At 61.2% G+C, this 15,667-nt stretch carries 13 protein-coding genes; 4 read left to right on the top strand and 9 right to left on the bottom strand.

Annotated features, from left to right (window positions below; translation table 11 throughout):
• Window positions 1-53 precede the first annotated feature (53 nt).
• The 5 genes from lnt to miaB all read right to left on the bottom strand — a co-directional run bounded on the left by lnt (window position 54) and on the right by miaB (window position 5,467).
• Window positions 54-1,577 carry an apolipoprotein N-acyltransferase gene (lnt, locus tag V6F91_RS22815; protein ID WP_332768396.1) on the bottom strand — a complete coding sequence of 508 codons (1,524 nt, stop codon included), beginning with the start codon at window positions 1,575-1,577 and terminating at the stop codon, window positions 54-56.
• 15 nt (window positions 1,578-1,592) lie between these two features.
• Window positions 1,593-2,432: an HlyC/CorC family transporter gene (locus V6F91_RS22810; RefSeq protein WP_007909641.1), complete on the bottom strand. Its 840-nt coding sequence runs from the start codon at window positions 2,430-2,432 to the stop codon at window positions 1,593-1,595.
• 5 nt (window positions 2,433-2,437) lie between these two features.
• A complete protein-coding gene (ybeY, locus tag V6F91_RS22805; protein ID WP_332768393.1) occupies window positions 2,438-2,932 on the bottom strand; it encodes an rRNA maturation RNase YbeY in 495 nt (164 codons plus the stop codon).
• Window positions 2,925-3,923 (bottom strand): PhoH family protein, encoded by a 999-nt coding sequence (locus tag V6F91_RS22800; RefSeq protein ID WP_332768391.1) that lies wholly within the window; start codon window positions 3,921-3,923, stop codon window positions 2,925-2,927. Before V6F91_RS22800 ends, ybeY begins: the two co-directional genes overlap by 8 nt.
• Before the next feature lie 215 nt (window positions 3,924-4,138).
• Complete coding sequence (gene miaB / locus V6F91_RS22795; protein ID WP_203419604.1) at window positions 4,139-5,467, bottom strand: tRNA (N6-isopentenyl adenosine(37)-C2)-methylthiotransferase MiaB; 1,329 nt, start codon at window positions 5,465-5,467, stop codon at window positions 4,139-4,141.
• Window positions 5,468-5,599: 132 nt separating this feature from the next.
• Here miaB and V6F91_RS22790 point away from each other — a divergent pair, with 132 nt between their 5' ends.
• A complete protein-coding gene (locus V6F91_RS22790; RefSeq protein WP_003185742.1) occupies window positions 5,600-5,929 on the top strand; it encodes a DUF1820 family protein in 330 nt (109 codons plus the stop codon).
• A gap of 119 nt (window positions 5,930-6,048) precedes the next feature.
• On the opposite strand, the gene V6F91_RS22785 is transcribed toward V6F91_RS22790, so the two are convergent.
• From V6F91_RS22785 to V6F91_RS22770, 4 genes are all read right to left on the bottom strand, one after another.
• Complete coding sequence (locus tag V6F91_RS22785; protein WP_093098052.1) at window positions 6,049-6,603, bottom strand: tetratricopeptide repeat protein; 555 nt, start codon at window positions 6,601-6,603, stop codon at window positions 6,049-6,051.
• Window positions 6,604-6,828: 225 nt separating this feature from the next.
• Window positions 6,829-8,112, bottom strand: coding sequence for a glutamate-1-semialdehyde 2,1-aminomutase (gene hemL, locus V6F91_RS22780; RefSeq protein ID WP_090286579.1), 1,284 nt, complete (start codon window positions 8,110-8,112; stop codon window positions 6,829-6,831).
• A 17-nt stretch (window positions 8,113-8,129) separates the two neighbouring features.
• Window positions 8,130-8,753 carry a thiamine phosphate synthase gene (gene thiE, locus V6F91_RS22775; RefSeq protein WP_332768385.1) on the bottom strand — a complete coding sequence of 208 codons (624 nt, stop codon included), beginning with the start codon at window positions 8,751-8,753 and terminating at the stop codon, window positions 8,130-8,132.
• A gap of 18 nt (window positions 8,754-8,771) precedes the next feature.
• Window positions 8,772-9,569 (bottom strand): hydroxymethylpyrimidine/phosphomethylpyrimidine kinase, encoded by a 798-nt coding sequence (locus tag V6F91_RS22770; protein WP_090288646.1) that lies wholly within the window; start codon window positions 9,567-9,569, stop codon window positions 8,772-8,774.
• A gap of 303 nt (window positions 9,570-9,872) precedes the next feature.
• Between V6F91_RS22770 and V6F91_RS22765 the strand changes: the two genes are divergently transcribed.
• The 3 genes from V6F91_RS22765 to amn all read left to right on the top strand — a co-directional run bounded on the left by V6F91_RS22765 (window position 9,873) and on the right by amn (window position 15,664).
• On the top strand, window positions 9,873-12,224 hold the full coding sequence (locus tag V6F91_RS22765; protein WP_332768382.1) for a 7TM diverse intracellular signaling domain-containing protein: 2,352 nt from the start codon (window positions 9,873-9,875) through the stop codon (window positions 12,222-12,224).
• Between the two features lie 98 nt (window positions 12,225-12,322).
• Window positions 12,323-13,972, top strand: a complete 1,650-nt coding sequence (locus tag V6F91_RS22760; RefSeq protein ID WP_332768380.1) for an acyl-CoA dehydrogenase family protein — start codon at window positions 12,323-12,325, stop codon at window positions 13,970-13,972.
• A gap of 192 nt (window positions 13,973-14,164) precedes the next feature.
• The gene (gene amn, locus V6F91_RS22755) at window positions 14,165-15,664 is read left to right on the top strand and encodes an AMP nucleosidase (protein ID WP_208939649.1); all 1,500 of its coding nucleotides are present in this window, start codon (window positions 14,165-14,167) and stop codon (window positions 15,662-15,664) included.
• The last annotated feature ends 3 nt before the right edge of the window (window positions 15,665-15,667 follow it).

Raw genomic sequence — 15,667 nt, 5'->3', positions numbered from 1 at the left:
CTCCCACCTTGAAATGCATTTCAATTGTGGGAGCGAGCCTGCTCGCGAAGCTTTTAAAGGGTTTTTGACATCCGGTTAGCCATCAGCGCCCAGCCGAACAACAGCAGGCACAGCGCAATCAACGGCCACGAACGCCATTGCAGATACGGTGTCAGGTCGTGCATCGGCACCACATCACCGTACAGCACACCTTGTGCGAACTGCGGGATCTGCGCGGTGATCTGACCGAACGGGTTGATCAACCCTGTCACGCCATTATTGGTGGCGCGAATCATCCAGCGCCCTGCCTCAAGTGCGCGCATCTGCGCCATCTGCAGATGTTGCAGCGGGCCGATGGAGGTGCCGAACCAGGTGTCGTTGCTGATCGTCAGTAGCAGATCGCTGCGCGCCGACAGCCCGGCAGCGAACTCCGGATACACCACTTCGTAACAGATGAATGGGGCGATCTGGTAACCCTTGGCTTGCAGCAGCGCCTGATCGGACGGGCCACGGGCAAAGTCGGACATCGGCAGGTCGAAGAACGCGATCAGCCCGCGCAGAATGTCCTGCAACGGTACGTATTCGCCGAACGGCACCAGTTTCTGCTTCAGGTAAGTGCCATCGCCTTCACCAACCACGGTGATGCCGTTGAAGAAACGTCTTTCCTTGTGCACGGTCTGGCGGATCGGCACGCCGGTAATCAGCGCCGATTTACGCTCGGCGGCGAAGTTACCCATCATGCTCAGATAACCCTCGGCAGATTCCTTGAGCACCGGCACAGCGGTTTCCGGCCAGATCAGCAGGTCGACCGGTTTTGAGCGGAAGCTCAAATCACGGTACAGCGCCAATTGCGCGTTGAGTTCGGCCGGGTCCCATTTCATGCTCTGTGCGACGTTGCCCTGAATCGCCGCGACGCTCAGCGGCGCGCCCGACGGACTGGTCCAGGCATGGCCCTTGAGCGCAACACCAGCCACCCATGGCCCGACCAGCAACAACAATCCAGCGGCCACGAAAGCTTTACGACGAGTCTGCAGCAAGCGGCGCGCGTTGTAGATCAGCGCGGCAGTCAGCGCCAGAACGAACGACACCAGCCACATGCCGCCTACAGGTGCGAGCCCGGCCAAAGGCCCGTCGAGCTGACTGTAACCGGAGTAAAGCCACGGGAAACCGGTGAGGAACCAGCCACGAAACGCTTCTTGCCCGACCCATAGCGCGGCAAACGCCAGGGCATCGGCCACCGGCGCTTCGTTGCGGCGCAACCAGCGCGCCCACAACCAGGCGGGCAGGGCAAAGAACCAGGCAATCGCTGCGGTAAACAGCAGCATCAGAAACCCGGCGAGCAGCACCGAAGCGCCACCGAAATGGTGAATGCTGTAATAGATCCAGCTGGTGCCGGCGCCGAACAGGCCGAAGCCGAAGCACCAGCCACGGCCCAGCGCCTGTCGCGGGCTCAGCTCGCGCAGGCCGGCATAAAACAAGCCGACCGCCAGCAAAGCCAGCGGCCAGATGTTGAACGGCGCAAGCGCGAAGGTGGTGATTGCACCGGCCGCCACGGCCAGCAGGTTACCGGGCCAGCCGGGGCGGGTAGTCCAGCGCATTTCTTTCCTTAATGGTTACCGAGCAATTGGCGTCAGACGCAGCAAATGAATCCGACGGCTGTCGGCGTTCAGGATGCGGAAACGATAGGCGCCGATTTCAGTGATTTCGTTGCGTTTTGGCAAGTGGCCGAACGCGCTCATCACCAGACCGCCGACCGTGTCGAACTCGTCATCGGAGAATTCGCTGTCGAAAAACTCGTTGAAGTTCTCGATCGGCGTCAGCGCCTTGATCAGGAAGTCACCGCTGGGCAGCGGCTTGATGTAGCTGTCTTCTTCGACGTCGTGTTCGTCTTCGATATCGCCGACGATCTGTTCCAGCACGTCTTCGATCGTCACCAGACCGGCCACGCCGCCGTATTCGTCGATGACGATGGCCATGTGGTTGTGGTTGGCACGGAATTCACGCAGCAACACGTTCAGACGCTTGGATTCCGGCACGAAGGTGGCCGGGCGCAGCAGGTCCTTGATGTTGAAGCTGTCGCCGTTCTCCTTGAGGATCAGCGGCAGCAGATCCTTGGCCAGCAGCACGCCCATCACGTCGTCATGGCTTTCGCCGATGACCGGATAGCGCGAGTGGGCCGAGTCGACCACGGCAGGGAGAAATTCGCGGGGTGTCTGGGTCGCCTTGATGCTGATCATCTGCGAGCGCGGGACCATGATGTCGCGTACTTGCAGGTCAGCCACCTGAATGGCGCCTTCGACGATGGCCAGCGCTTCGCTGTCCAGCAATTTGTTCTGATGTGCATCACGCAGCAGCTCGAGGAGCTCCTGACGGTTCTTCGGCTCATGGGCAAAAGCCTGGGTGAGCTTACCCAGCCATGACTTCTGCCCGTTGCTCGATCGATCTTCGCTCATAGCGATTACTCTGAATCCTTTGTTGTAACAGTAGGGGATGGTTCGGTTTCGTCGTCCGCGTACGGATCGGGAAAGCCAAGTTCAGCAAGCAACTCGCGTTCCAGTGCTTCCATTTCTTCGGCTTCGTCATCTTCTATATGGTCGTAACCGAGCAGATGCAAGCAGCCGTGAATGACCAGATGTGCCCAGTGGGCGTTAAGTTCCTTGCCCTGTTCGGCGGCTTCGCGTTCAACCACGGCGACGCAGATCACCAGATCGCCGAGCAGCGGGATATCCAGCAGCTCGTCCGGGACATCCGCGGGGAATGACAGGACGTTGGTTGCGTAGTCCTTGTGCCGCCAGGTGTGGTTGAGCTCGCGACCTTCGTCCTCGTCGACCAGACGAATGGTCATTTCCGAATCGGCGGTGCGCTGGCGCAGGGCCAGTTCGCACCATTGGCGAAATTCGGTTTCGCCAGGCGCCGACGCTTCGGTAGCAATTTGCAGATCGAGCTCAAGCATCGCGCGCGGCTTCCTTGGGTGCGTCGACGCGGCTTTCGAAGCGCTCATAGGCTTCGACGATCCGCTGCACCAAAGGATGGCGCACCACGTCTTTGGGCTGGAAGTGCGTGAAACTGATGCCCGGCACGTCTTTAAGCACTTCGATCACATGATGCAGGCCGGACTTGGTGCCACGTGGCAGGTCGACCTGAGTGATGTCACCGGTGATGACCGCGGTCGAACCGAAACCGATGCGCGTCAGGAACATCTTCATCTGTTCGACAGTGGTGTTCTGGCTCTCGTCGAGAATGATGAAGCTGTTGTTCAGCGTGCGGCCGCGCATATAGGCCAGCGGTGCCACTTCGATGACCTGGCGTTCGATCAGCTTGGCCACGTATTCGAAGCCGAGCATTTCGTACAGCGCGTCATAGAGCGGGCGCAGGTACGGGTCGATCTTCTGCGACAGGTCGCCGGGCAGGAAGCCGAGTTTTTCACCCGCTTCAACCGCCGGACGCACCAGCAGGATGCGGCGAATCTGCTCACGCTCCAGTGCATCGACAGCGCATGCCACAGCCAGATAGGTCTTGCCGGTACCGGCCGGACCGATGCCGAAGTTGATGTCGTTGCCGAGAATTTCCTTCACGTAGCGCAACTGATTCAAGCCGCGTGGGCGAATCATGCCTTTCTTGGTGCGCAGGGCAACCGAGGCTTCGGCGGGGGCGTGATTGTCCAGCTCGACGACGGATGATTCCTGCAGGAACAGGTGCACCGTATCTGGCGACAGCTCTGAACCTTTGGTTTCCCGGTACAGGCGACGAATCAGATTTTCCGCAGACGTGGTGAGCTTGGGATCGCCGATCAGCTCGAACTGGTTTCCGCGGTTGCGGATCTCGATGGCCAGGCGCTGTTCGATCAAGCGCAGATGCTCGTCGAATTGCCCGCACAGATTGGCGAAGCGGCGAGCCTCAAAGGGCTCGAGAATGAAACGATGTGGTTCGATGGGTGCGTTCAAGGTCGTATTTAGCCGCCCTGGGGCAATTGAGGTGAAATCAAGGATAACGCCAGAGGCGTGGGGGCGAAAGCTCTTAAATCAGCTCAGCCGATAAGCGCCGCTGCGCTGTACCTGTGGGAGCGAGCCTGCTGGCGAAGGCGTCGTATCAGCCACTCTCTACTTTGCTGATACACCGTTTTCGCGAGCAGGCTCGCTCCCACAGGGGGCATGCGCATTTATTGAATCAGTGAGCCGCGCAACGAGTGCGGTTGCGCCGCGTCGATGTGCACGTCGGCGAACTGGCCGATCAGGGTCGGATTGTCGCAGCGGAAGTTGACGATACGGTTATTCTCGGTGCGCCCCTGCAGCTCGCCGGGGTCTTTCTTCGAATAATCGGTCACCAGAATGCGCTGGATCGAACCGACCATTTGTCGGCTGATTTCGAAGCCTTGCTGGTTCAGGCGATGTTGCAGAGCATTCAGGCGCTCTTTCTTCAACTCTTCCGGAGTGTCGTCGGCCAGGTCTGCCGCCGGGGTGCCGGGGCGTTGGCTGTAGACGAAGGAGTAGGAAAAGTCGAAGCCGACGTCGGCGATCAACTTCATGGTCTGCTCGAAATCTTTCTCGGTCTCGCCGGGAAAACCCACGATAAAGTCCGAGCTGATGCAGATTCCCGGCACCGCCGCGCGCAGTTTGCGCAGTTTGGATTTGTATTCCAGCGCGGTGTGGTTGCGCTTCATCGCCGCGAGAATCCGGTCGGAACCCGACTGCACCGGCAAATGCAGGTGTTTGACCAGCTCCGGCACCTCGGCGTGAGCCTGGATCAGGCTGTCGGAAAACTCCAGCGGGTGCGACGTGGTATAGCGAATGCGGTCGATGCCATCGACGGCCGCGACCACGCGGATCAGCTCGGCCAGATCGGCCATGCGCCCGTCATGCGTAGCGCCGCGGTAGCCGTTGACGTTCTGGCCCAGCAGGGTCACTTCACGCACGCCGTTTTCGGCCAGGTGAATGATCTCGGCGATCACGTCGTCGAACGGCCGGCTGACTTCTTCGCCACGGGTGTAAGGCACCACGCAAAAGGTGCAGTACTTGCTGCAACCTTCCATCACCGACACGTAAGCGCTCGGGCCATCGATACGTGGCTCGGGCAAGTGGTCGAATTTTTCGATTTCGGGGAACGACACGTCGACCTGCGGCAGCTTGCTGCTGCGCGCAGCGTCGATCATTTCCGGCAGGCGGTGCAGGGTCTGCGGGCCGAAAACCACGTCGACGTAAGGGGCGCGATCGCGGATTGCAGCGCCTTCCTGGCTGGCGACGCAACCGCCGACCGCAATCACCATGTCGGGGTTGGCCAGCTTCAGTTCGCGCCAGCGCCCGAGTTGCGAGTACACCCGGTCCTGGGCGCGCTCGCGGATCGAGCAGGTATTGAGCAGAATCACGTCGGCGTCTTCCGCGCGAGCGGTGACTTCCAGGGCCTGATGTTCGCCCAGCAGATCGACCATGCGCGAGCTGTCGTACTCGTTCATCTGGCAACCGTGGGTTTCGATGTAAAGCTTCTTGGCCATGGATTAATGTCGTCACGTGATTCGAAGAACCGCGCATTATAGGGAACAAGCCGTCAGGTTCCTACCGCTGTGCGTCCGGTGGCTATGCTATAGTTCGCGCCCCCATTTTTACCCCGATGTTATCCGCCCGCCATGACCAAACGCGAAGCTCCAATCTACAAGGTGATTTTCCTCAACCAGGGCCAGGTGTTCGAAATGTACGCCAAGCAGATCTATCAAAGTGATCTGTGGGGTTTTCTGGAAGTGGAAGAGTTCGTCTTTGGCGAGCGCACGCAAGTGGTCGTCGACCCGAGCGAAGAAAAGCTCAAGGCGCAGTTCGAAGGCGTGGTGCGCAGCTTTGTGCCGATGCATTCGATCGTACGCATCGACGAAGTAGAGCGCTTGGGTACACCGAAAATCAGTGAAGCCCGCGGCGCGGTCGGCAATGTCATGCCGTTTCCGATGCCGATGCCTGAGAAATAACCCGGTTTCAGATGATCGTTCCCACGCTCTGCGTGGGAATGCCGCCTTCGACGCTCCGCGTCGGTGACGCGGAGCGTCACGGGATGAATTCCCACGCAGAGCGTGGGAACTATCAATGATCAGGGAAGTGGTGAAAACGGCGTGCGCCCATCGGCGCTCTGCAATTCCATCAGGTATTTGCGGAAGATCTGCCCGAGTACCTGAGTCGCGGTTTCGAGGTCTTCGCGGGACATGTTTTCGGAGACTTCATCGGCCGTGTCCAGCGCCTCTTCGGCACCGTTGACCGCCGCCATCTTCAGCACGATGTACGCCTGGATGTTGTTGGCCTGCACGCCTTCGCCGTGGAAGAACATGGTGCCGAGCTTGAACTGTGCCTGAGCGTGGCCTTGCAGCGAGGCCTTTTCGAAATAGCTCAGGGCTTGATTGAGATCGCGCGGCGCGTTCTTGCCGTCGTAGTAGAACTCACCCAACTCGTATTGTGCTTGCGCATCCCCTTCGTCCGCCGCTTTCTGGCAGGCGGCCAGTGCCTGCGTGACGTCTTGCGGCTGAGTATTGAGGGTGCAACGACCCATCGCCGGGATCAACAACGAGTTGCCGCCTGCTTGTGCATGCGCGAGCAGGGGCTGAAGGAGCAACAGGCAGCCCAATGCAAGGGTGCGGCCGGTGCGGTTCATGGGAATCGACTTACCTCTGAAGGGCGCGCGGACCCGTCGGGGGATCCAATAAGCGCGCATTATGAAATAAGCAGGGCCAACCTTACAAAGTCTTTACTCGTTTTTCTGCTGCGTGGGGGATATATCGCCCACTTTCTACAAGTTTTTTAGCAGCGGCGTGGGAAAAACGGCAGGGGTGTAGGTGAAAGCTGACGCTGGCGATAGCCAACGTCAGCGGTACAGCGATTACTTCAGCGCGGCGAAGGCGCGCTCGGCGGCGTCCAGCGTCAGTTGCAACTCGGCTTCGCCGTGGGCGATCGAGGTGAACCCGGCTTCGAAGGCGCTCGGAGCGAGGTACACGCCACCTTCGAGCATCAGGTGGAAGAAGCGCCCGAACAGTGCCGCGTCGCTGGCCATCACGTCGTCAAAGGTGACGATGTCGTCGGCGCCGCTGAAATACAGACCGAACATGCCGCCGGCCTGGGTGGTCACGAACGGAATGCCGGCGGCATCGGCACGCTGTTGCAGACCGTCGAGCAGGCGCGTGGTGTAGTCGGTCAGCTCGGCGTGGAAGCCCGGACGGCTGATCAGACGCAGGGTAGTCAGGCCCGCGGCCATCGCCAGTGGGTTACCCGACAGCGTACCCGCCTGGTACACCGGGCCCAGTGGCGCGATGCGTTCCATGATTGCGCGCTTGCCGCCAAAGCAGCCGACCGGCATGCCGCCGCCGATGATCTTGCCGAACGTGGTCAGGTCCGGGGTGACCCCGTAGTAGGCCTGCGCACCGCCGAGAGCGACGCGGAAACCGGTCATCACTTCGTCGAAAATCAGCACCACGCCATGCTTGTCGCACAGCGAACGTAGACCTTCGAGGAAACCCGGGGCCGGTGGCACGCAGTTCATATTGCCGGCCACTGGCTCGACGATGATGCAGGCCACATCTTCGCCGACTTCGGCAAGCATCTGCTCAACCGCTTCGATGTCGTTGAATGGCAAGGTCAGGGTGTGTTTGGCAAACGCCGCTGGCACGCCAGCCGAACTCGGCACGCCCTGGGTCAGCGCGCCGGAACCGGCCTTGACCAGCAAGCTGTCGGAGTGACCGTGGTAGCAGCCTTCGAATTTGATGATGCTGTCACGGCCGGTGTAACCACGGGCCAGACGGATCGCGCTCATGGTCGCTTCGGTGCCGGAGCTGACCATGCGCACCATGTCCATCGACGGCACCAGCGAGCAGACCAGATCGGCCATCTCGGTTTCCATCGCGGTCGGCGCGCCGTAGGACAAACCGTGTTGCAGCTGATTACGCACTGCATCGAGTACGTCCGGATGGCTGTGGCCAAGGATCATCGGACCCCACGAACCGACGTAATCGACATAACGCTTGTCGTCTTCATCGGTGACGTAAGCGCCTTCGGCGTGCTTGAAGAACAACGGCGTACCGCCGACGCTTTTGAACGCGCGCACCGGCGAGTTGACGCCGCCGGGGATGTGTTTCTGGGCATTGGCAAACAGGGTTTCGGAACGAGACATGATCGGGCTCTCAATCTTCAGGCTTTGAACAATTCATTGAACGCGCGGGCGCGGCGGGTCACTTCGGCGGTATTTTCGGCACCGAACAGGCCGTGGACTACCGCCAGCAGATCGACCCCATGGGCGACCAGTGGCGCGGCGTTATCGAGGGTGATGCCGCCAATCGCGCAGACCGGCAGATGCAGCGTGCGTTTGGCTTCGTCGAGCAGCCCGAGGCTACAACTCGGCGCGCCGGGTTTGGTGCTGGAGTTAAAAAAGCGGCCAAAGGCGACGTAGCTCGCACCTTCCTTGGCGGCTTGCCCGGCGAGGGCGAGCTGGTCGTGACAGGTCGAGCCGATGATCGCTTTCGAGCCGAGCAGGGCGCGGGTCGGCGACAGTGGGCCGTCGGTCTGGCCCAGATGGACGCCGACATTGAGGCGCGCGGCCAGTTCGGCGTCATCGTTGATGATCAACTGGGTCTTGTAGCGCTCGCACAGATTGCGCAGCGCTTCGGCCTCGCGCAAGCGGCGGGCCTCGTCGCTGCTTTTGTCGCGGTATTGCAGCAGGGTGACGCCGCCTTCCAGCGCCGCCTCCACGTAAGACAGAAACTTGCCCGCCAGCAGTGTGCTGTCGGTAATGGCATACAGGCCACGTAGTTTCATCGGGCAGACCTCACGGCGTTACGAGCAGAAATCCAGCGGCAGGCGACGCGGGACGAACTGGCCTTTGCCAAGTTGTTCGGCATCGCGCAGGGTGCGCCAGGTGTAATCCAGTGCGCTGCGCACGGCGCTGGCCAGGTGTTCGCCTTGGGCCAGGCGACCGGCGAGGGCGCTGGCCAGCGTGCAGCCGGAGCCGTGATAGCTGCCGGGCAGACGCTGGCAAATAAAGGTTTCACGCAGACCGTCGCGGCTGTACACGCGGTTGTGGATTTCAGTTTCGTCGCCATGGCCGCCGGTGATCAGCAGGTTCTTGACGAATGGCAGGAGTTTTTCAGCGCACTCGTCGGCGGTGCCATCAGGCAGTTCGGCAAGGATGCGCGCTTCGGGAAGGTTGGGCGTGGCAATGATCGACAGCGGCAGCAGCCGCTCGCGCATCGCATAACCGACTTCGTCCTTGCCCAGGCGTCCGCCGCCGCCGGCGCGCAGCACCGGGTCGCAGACCACCGGCAGATGCGGGTGCGCCGAGAGCAGTTCGACAACGGTGTCGACCATCTCCAGCGAACCAAGCATGCCCAGCTTCACCGCCGCGACTTCGGAATCGTTGAGCACGGCATTGGCCTGGGCCAGTACCCACTCACGGTCGAGGACGCGAAAGTCTGTGACATTGACCGTGTCTTGCACGGTCAGGGCGGTGACGGCCGGAGCCGCATGGCAACCCTGCGCGAGCAGGGCTTCGATATCTGCCTGCAGGCCGGCGCCACCACTGGGGTCGTGGCCGGAGAGACAGAGGACAACGGGGCGGGAGCTGTAGATATTCATGGTGCGCGAGCTTACCACCAAAGCTGATTTTCGGGTTCAGTGCCGTTGCCCCTGGCCGATATGCTGGCCAGAGAAACCGACCACATTGTGACAAGTTGACCGACTCAACAGCTCTAGTCCGCAGCTTTGCTCTGAAACGCCCGTTCTAGAGCCTTTGTAGGAAAAGTTTCGATGGTGCTTAATGGCCATCAACGGCTATGCTAGGCTGGATCCAAACCAATAACAGGTAATACCGGTTTTACGTCTACTCAAAGGGAATGGGGGGCTTCCTGACACAACCGGACGAGCCACGCTGGGGCTTCAATGCGCTATTTGCTGATGTTGCTGTTCTGCTTGCCCCTCATGGCGAGCGCCGTCGAGTTCGACGAATTCACCCAGAGCCTGCCACTGGGCCGATCGCTGCAAGTGTTCGAAGACCCGAGCGGTCAGGCGAGCCTTGCCGACGTCCGTGCACGGGCAGCCGCTGGCCAGTTCAAGGCGCACGACAAGGCCACGCTCAACGCCGGTTATTCGCGTTCGGCGTTCTGGCTGAAAATTGACCTGCATTATCGTCCGAGCAACCCCGCCGCCCAGCGCACCTGGTTGCTGGAGCTGGCCTATCCACCGCTTGATCATCTCGATTTGTACTTGCCCGACGCCGCCGGTGACTATCGTCTGGTGCGCCAGACCGGCGATGCCTTGCCCTTCGCCAGCCGCGAGATCCGCCAGAACAACTACCTGTTCGATCTGCCGTTCAAGCCCGATCAGCAACAGACGTTGTACCTGCGACTCGCCAGCGAAGGTTCGATCCAGGCGCCGGTGACGTTGTGGTCGAGCACCGCTTATCTCGAAGATCAGCCCGTGCGCCTGTACGTGCTCGGCATCATTTATGGCGTGCTGCTGGGGATGCTGGTGTACAACCTGTTCATCTACCTGAGCGTGCGCGACACCAGTTACCTCTATTACATCTTCTATATCGGCTCATTCGGCCTTTATCAGTTGTCGGTCAACGGCGCGGCGGTCGAATATTTCTGGCCGGACAACCCGTGGTGGGCCAACGCCGCCACGCCATTCTTCATCGGCTGCGCCGGCCTGTTCGGCAGCCAGTTCGCCCGCAGCTTCCTGCAGACGCATACCCACAGCCGCTGGCTCGATCGCCTGCTGATCGGACTGATTGCCTTCAGTGCCTTGGTGATCGGCCTGTCGCTGATGACCAGCTATGCGCTGGCCTTGCGTCTGGCAACGACCTTGGCGCTGACCTTCACCGTGGTGATTTTCGCCGCGGGGATTCTCGCCTGGTGGCGCGGTCTGCGCGTGGCGCGCTATTTCATCATTGCCTGGTCGGCGTTCCTGCTCGGTGGCATCGTCAATACGCTGATGGTGCTGGGCCTGCTGCCGAACGTATTCCTGACCATGTACGCCAGCCAGATCGGTTCGGCCATCGAAGTGGCGCTGCTGTCGCTGGCGCTGGCCGACCGCATCAACGCCATGCGTGAGCAGCAGGCGCAGACGCTGTACGACGCCGGGCAGAAGCTCGAAGTGCTCAACCAGCAGCTGGCTCACAGCAACCAGCTCAAGGACGAATTCCTCGCCACCCTGACCCATGAATTGCGCACGCCCATGAACGGTGTGATCGGCTCGCTGGAATTGATGCAGACCGTAGAGATGGACCCGGAGCTCGAGCAATATCAGCAGACGGCCGCCGGTTCCGCACGCGACATGATGCGCATGGTCAACGGCATTCTCACGCTGACCGAGTTGCAGGCCGGCAAGCTCAAGGCGTTCTCGGGCAGTTTCAGCCTGCGCGCCGTGATCGAGGCGCTGCGCGTGCAATTCGAGGGCAACGCGGCGAGCAAGTCGCTGGACTTCAAGGTCGATGTGCTGCCGACGCTGCCGGATCGCCTGCACGGCGACAGCGCCAAACTTGCGCAATGCCTGGAGTGCCTGCTGGATAACGCGATCAAGTTCACTCGCGTCGGTGGTCTGGCGCTGCGCGTGACCGGCAAACCCTCGACGGATAATCATCTGGCGCTGTCGTTTGCGGTAATCGACACTGGCATCGGCTTTACCGATCTGGGGGAGGCGACGATGTATCAGCGCTTCTTCCAGCTCGACGGTTCGATGACCCGCGAATACGGCGGCCTCGGTGTCGGCCTGGCGATCTGTCGGCAACTGGTCGAACTGCTCGGCGGCAAGCTGACCCACCGCTCCGAGCCGGGACGCGGCAGCCGTTTTCAACTGGACGTCGAGTTCGAATTGCCGGTGATCGAACCGGCGCCGGAATTCACGTCCACGCAAGAGCGGATTCGTTTGCCGCAGGACTGCACGGTGTTGCTGGTGGACGACAACAGCGTCAATCAACTGGTGATGCGCGGCATGTTGCTCAAGCTCGGCTTTCGCGTGCGCACCGCCGACAGCGCTGCTGCGGCGCTGACCTGTTTGCAGCGCGAGAGCGTCGACGCCGTGCTGATTGACTGCCAGTTGCCGGCCCATGACGGCGCCTCGCTGTGCTGCCAGATTCACGCCTTGCCAGGCTGCGCGCACCTGCCGGTGTTCCTGCTCGCTCTGAACGCCGAGCGCGACCTGTGCGCTACCGGCGTGGCCATCGATTACCTCAACAAACCGGTGAAATTCGAAGAGTTGCAGTCCGCGCTGGAGCGTCGCGTGCTGTGCTGAGAACAGGGTAAAAGCGCCGCAAATTCGGCGGATATGCCACTTTGATCGGCGTGGGGGCGGTGCTTAACTGACTTCCTGCCCAATCAAGGAGCGCCGCGATGAACCTGCATCAGTTCGCCGAAACCCACGAAGTCACCAACCAGCCACCGTCGCTGGACGGCACCAATCTGTACCGCATCGACCTGCCGTTGCAGGAATGGTCGCGCCGGTTTGGCGCCGGCTGGGCGGAGTCGCGGATCGATGCCTACGGAGCGCTCGCCGGTGGCCCGCTGATGGAGGCCGGCTTCCTCGCCAACCAGAACAAACCGGTGTTCGCCAGCCACGACCGCTATGGCCATCGCATCGATCTGGTGGAATTTCACCCGGCGTATCACCAACTGATGCGCAGCGCGATCGAACACGGCCTGACTTCATTGCCTTGGGCACAGCCGCAGGATGGCGCTCACGTCGCGCGCGCCTCGATGACCTATCTGCACAGCCAGGCTGAGGCCGGCAGCGGTTGCCCGTTGACCATGACCTTCGCCAGTGTGCCGGCCCTGCGTTTGCAGCCGGACCTGGCCGAGCAATGGCTGCCGAAAGTCCTCTCCACCGAATACGACCCACGCAACGTCGGCATGGCGCACAAGGCCGGCGTGACCATCGGCATGGCGATGACCGAAAAACAGGGCGGCACCGACGTGCGCGCCAACACCACCAAGGCTTATCCGGTCGGCGCCAGTGGCCCGGGCCAGGCGTATGAACTGGTCGGGCACAAGTGGTTCTGCTCGGCACCGATGTGCGACGCCTTTCTCACCCTGGCGCAGACCGACAAGGGCTTGAGCTGCTTTCTGCTACCGCGCCATCGCCCGGACGACACGCGCAATCAGTTCTACATCCAGCGTCTTAAAAACAAACTCGGCAACCAGTCCAATGCCTCCAGCGAAGTCGAATTTCGTGGTGCGCTGGCGTGGATGATCGGTGAAGAAGGGCGCGGCGTGCCGACCATCATCGAGATGGTGGCGATGACCCGTTTCGATTGCATGGTCGGTTCCAGCTCGCTCATGCGCCAGGCGCTGACCCAGGCCAGCCATCACTGCGCGCACCGCAAGGTCGGCGGCAAATTGCTCAGCGAGCAGCCGTTGATGCAGAACGTGTTGGCCGATCTGGCGCTGGAAAGTGAAGCCGCGCTGGCGCTCAGCCTGCGCATGGGCAAGGCGCTCGATCATCTCGATGATCGCCACGAAGCGCAGTTTGCGCGGCTGGTCACGGCGGTGGGCAAATACTGGATCTGCAAACGCGCGCCGGGAATGATCAACGAAGCCGCCGAGTGCATGGGCGGTGCCGGTTATGTCGAGGACAGCATTCTGCCGCGGCTGTACCGCGAAGCCCCGGTGAATTCGACCTGGGAAGGCTCGGGCAACGTGCAGTGCCTCGACGTGCTGCGCGCATTGTCGAAAGAGCCGGGTGTGCTCGATGTGTTGTTCAGCGAACTGGGCGATGGTCATGGCGACAAGCGCCTGGCCGCGCATATCCAGCAGTTGCAGGCGCAGTTCAAGGACACCAGCGACATTCAGTATCGGGCGCGGCAGTTGACTGAAGATATCGCTCTCGGTTTGCAAGCCAAACTGTTGCTCGAGGCCGGTAACGCGGCGGTCAGTGATGCGTTCATTGCCAGCCGTTTGAGCGGCGGCGGCCGAGTCTACGGCGCGTTGCCGCGTGGGCTGGATGTCGAGGCCATCGTCGCGCGCTCGACTCCAGAAGGCTTCTGATCCCATCTCCCAAACACCCCCAAAACCTGTGGGAGCGAGCTTGCTCGCGAAAGCGGTACATCAGTCGACATAAATGTTGAATGACAAACCGTATTCGCGAGCAAGCTCGCTCCCACAGGGGATCTTCATTGATTTAAAGATTTCGGTACACACACAACGCCACTGTTCCCGTGACGCGACGATGCAGGCAAGATGAAGCTCTGCAAGTCAGAACACAGGAAGCTGATCGTGACCGAAGCGTTTATTGTCGTTCAAACCGCCGAACAAGCCGTGGATCGTCTGGCCGAGCTGCATGAGCGGGCCACCACTGCGCTGAATTCGGCGCTCAAGCGTTACCTCAAGGACCGCGTCGAACCCGACGCCGCACAGCGTGCCCTGTTTCGTTATCCCGAACTGCGTCTGACCTATCACTGCCAGGGCGAAGTCCCGCAGACCACTCGCGCCTACGCCAAGGTGCAGTTGCCCGGCACCTACAGCGTCACCGTCACTCACCCGGCGGCATTTCGCAAATACCTGCTCGAACAACTGACCCCATTGATGCACGATTTCACCGTGACCGTCGAAGTCGGCGTCAGCCAGCAGAACATTCCCTATCCGTACGTGGTCGAGCAGGGCGATGAGCTGGCCGGTTCCGGCGTTACCGCTGCGGTGCTGGCACGGGTGTTCCCTAGTACCGACCTGTCCGCGGCCACCGATGGCATCGCTGACGGTCTCTACGATTGGGAAAACACCGATCCGCTGCCGTTGGCGCTGTTCGACGCCGCGCGTGTGGATTTCTCGCTGCGTCGATTGGTGCACTACACCGGCAGTGACTGGCGCCATGTGCAACCGTGGATCCTGCTGACCAACTATCACCGCTACGTTGACCAGTTCATCGTTCATGGCCTGGAGCAACTGCGCAACGACCCGCGTTTCGTGCGCATGGTCTTGCCGGGCAACGTGATTATCGAGAAGGGCATGGACCACGGCGAAGCCTCGGCCATCGCCGCCGGTGTGGTCTGGCACCGTTATCAGATGCCGGCCTATCACCTGATTGCCAACGATGGCCACGGCGTGACGCTGGTCAACATTGGCGTCGGCCCGTCCAACGCCAAGAACATCACCGACCACCTCGCCGTGCTGCGTCCGCATTGCTGGCTGATGATCGGCCACTGCGGCGGGCTGCGTCAGTCGCAGACCATTGGCGATTACGTGCTGGCCCACGCGTATATGCGTCGCGACGGCATTCTTGACCGCGTAGTACCGCCGAACATCCCGATCCCGGCGCTGGCCGAAGTGCAACTGGCGCTGCAGCAGGCAGCGGCGAACGTCACCGGCGAGAAGGGCGACGACCTGAAAAAACGCCTGCGTACCGGCACCGTGCTGACCTACGACGACCGTAACTGGGAGCTGCGCTGGGCGCAGGAGCGGCCGTTGATCAACCTGTCCCGTGCTGTCGCTGTGGACATGGAAAGCGGCACGATCGCCGCGCAGGGTTATCGCCTGCGGGTGCCGTACGGCACATTGCTCTGCGTCTCGGACAAACCGTTACACAGCGAAATCAAGCTGCCGGGCTCGGCTAACGCGTTCTATGAACGCGCAGTCAGCCAGCACTTGAAAATCGGCATCGAAGCGGTGGATCTGCTGCGCACCGAACTCAACTCGTTGCACTCACGCAAACTGCGAAGCTTCGATGAGCCGCCGTTCCGTTAACGG

This window comes from Pseudomonas koreensis (assembly GCF_036668835.1).
Classification (GTDB): domain Bacteria; phylum Pseudomonadota; class Gammaproteobacteria; order Pseudomonadales; family Pseudomonadaceae; genus Aquipseudomonas; species Aquipseudomonas koreensis_I.
Note: the sequence above shows the minus strand (reverse complement) of the source record. Positions and strands in the feature narration are given on the sequence as shown.

Excerpts from the sequence above, each read along its gene's own strand:
- V6F91_RS22760 (WP_332768380.1), top strand. The coding sequence starts at position 12,323 with ATGAACCTGCATCAGTTCGCCGAAACCCACGAAGTCACCAACCAGCCA.
- hemL (WP_090286579.1), bottom strand. The coding sequence starts at position 8,112 with ATGTCTCGTTCCGAAACCCTGTTTGCCAATGCCCAGAAACACATCCCC.
- amn (WP_208939649.1), top strand. The coding sequence starts at position 14,165 with ATGAAGCTCTGCAAGTCAGAACACAGGAAGCTGATCGTGACCGAAGCG.
- lnt (WP_332768396.1), bottom strand. The coding sequence starts at position 1,577 with ATGCGCTGGACTACCCGCCCCGGCTGGCCCGGTAACCTGCTGGCCGTG.
- ybeY (WP_332768393.1), bottom strand. The coding sequence starts at position 2,932 with ATGCTTGAGCTCGATCTGCAAATTGCTACCGAAGCGTCGGCGCCTGGC.
- miaB (WP_203419604.1), bottom strand. The coding sequence starts at position 5,467 with ATGGCCAAGAAGCTTTACATCGAAACCCACGGTTGCCAGATGAACGAG.
- V6F91_RS22765 (WP_332768382.1), top strand. The coding sequence starts at position 9,873 with ATGCGCTATTTGCTGATGTTGCTGTTCTGCTTGCCCCTCATGGCGAGC.
- V6F91_RS22785 (WP_093098052.1), bottom strand. The coding sequence starts at position 6,603 with ATGAACCGCACCGGCCGCACCCTTGCATTGGGCTGCCTGTTGCTCCTT.
- V6F91_RS22770 (WP_090288646.1), bottom strand. The coding sequence starts at position 9,569 with ATGAATATCTACAGCTCCCGCCCCGTTGTCCTCTGTCTCTCCGGCCAC.
- thiE (WP_332768385.1), bottom strand. The coding sequence starts at position 8,753 with ATGAAACTACGTGGCCTGTATGCCATTACCGACAGCACACTGCTGGCG.
- V6F91_RS22810 (WP_007909641.1), bottom strand. The coding sequence starts at position 2,432 with ATGAGCGAAGATCGATCGAGCAACGGGCAGAAGTCATGGCTGGGTAAG.
- V6F91_RS22790 (WP_003185742.1), top strand. The coding sequence starts at position 5,600 with ATGACCAAACGCGAAGCTCCAATCTACAAGGTGATTTTCCTCAACCAG.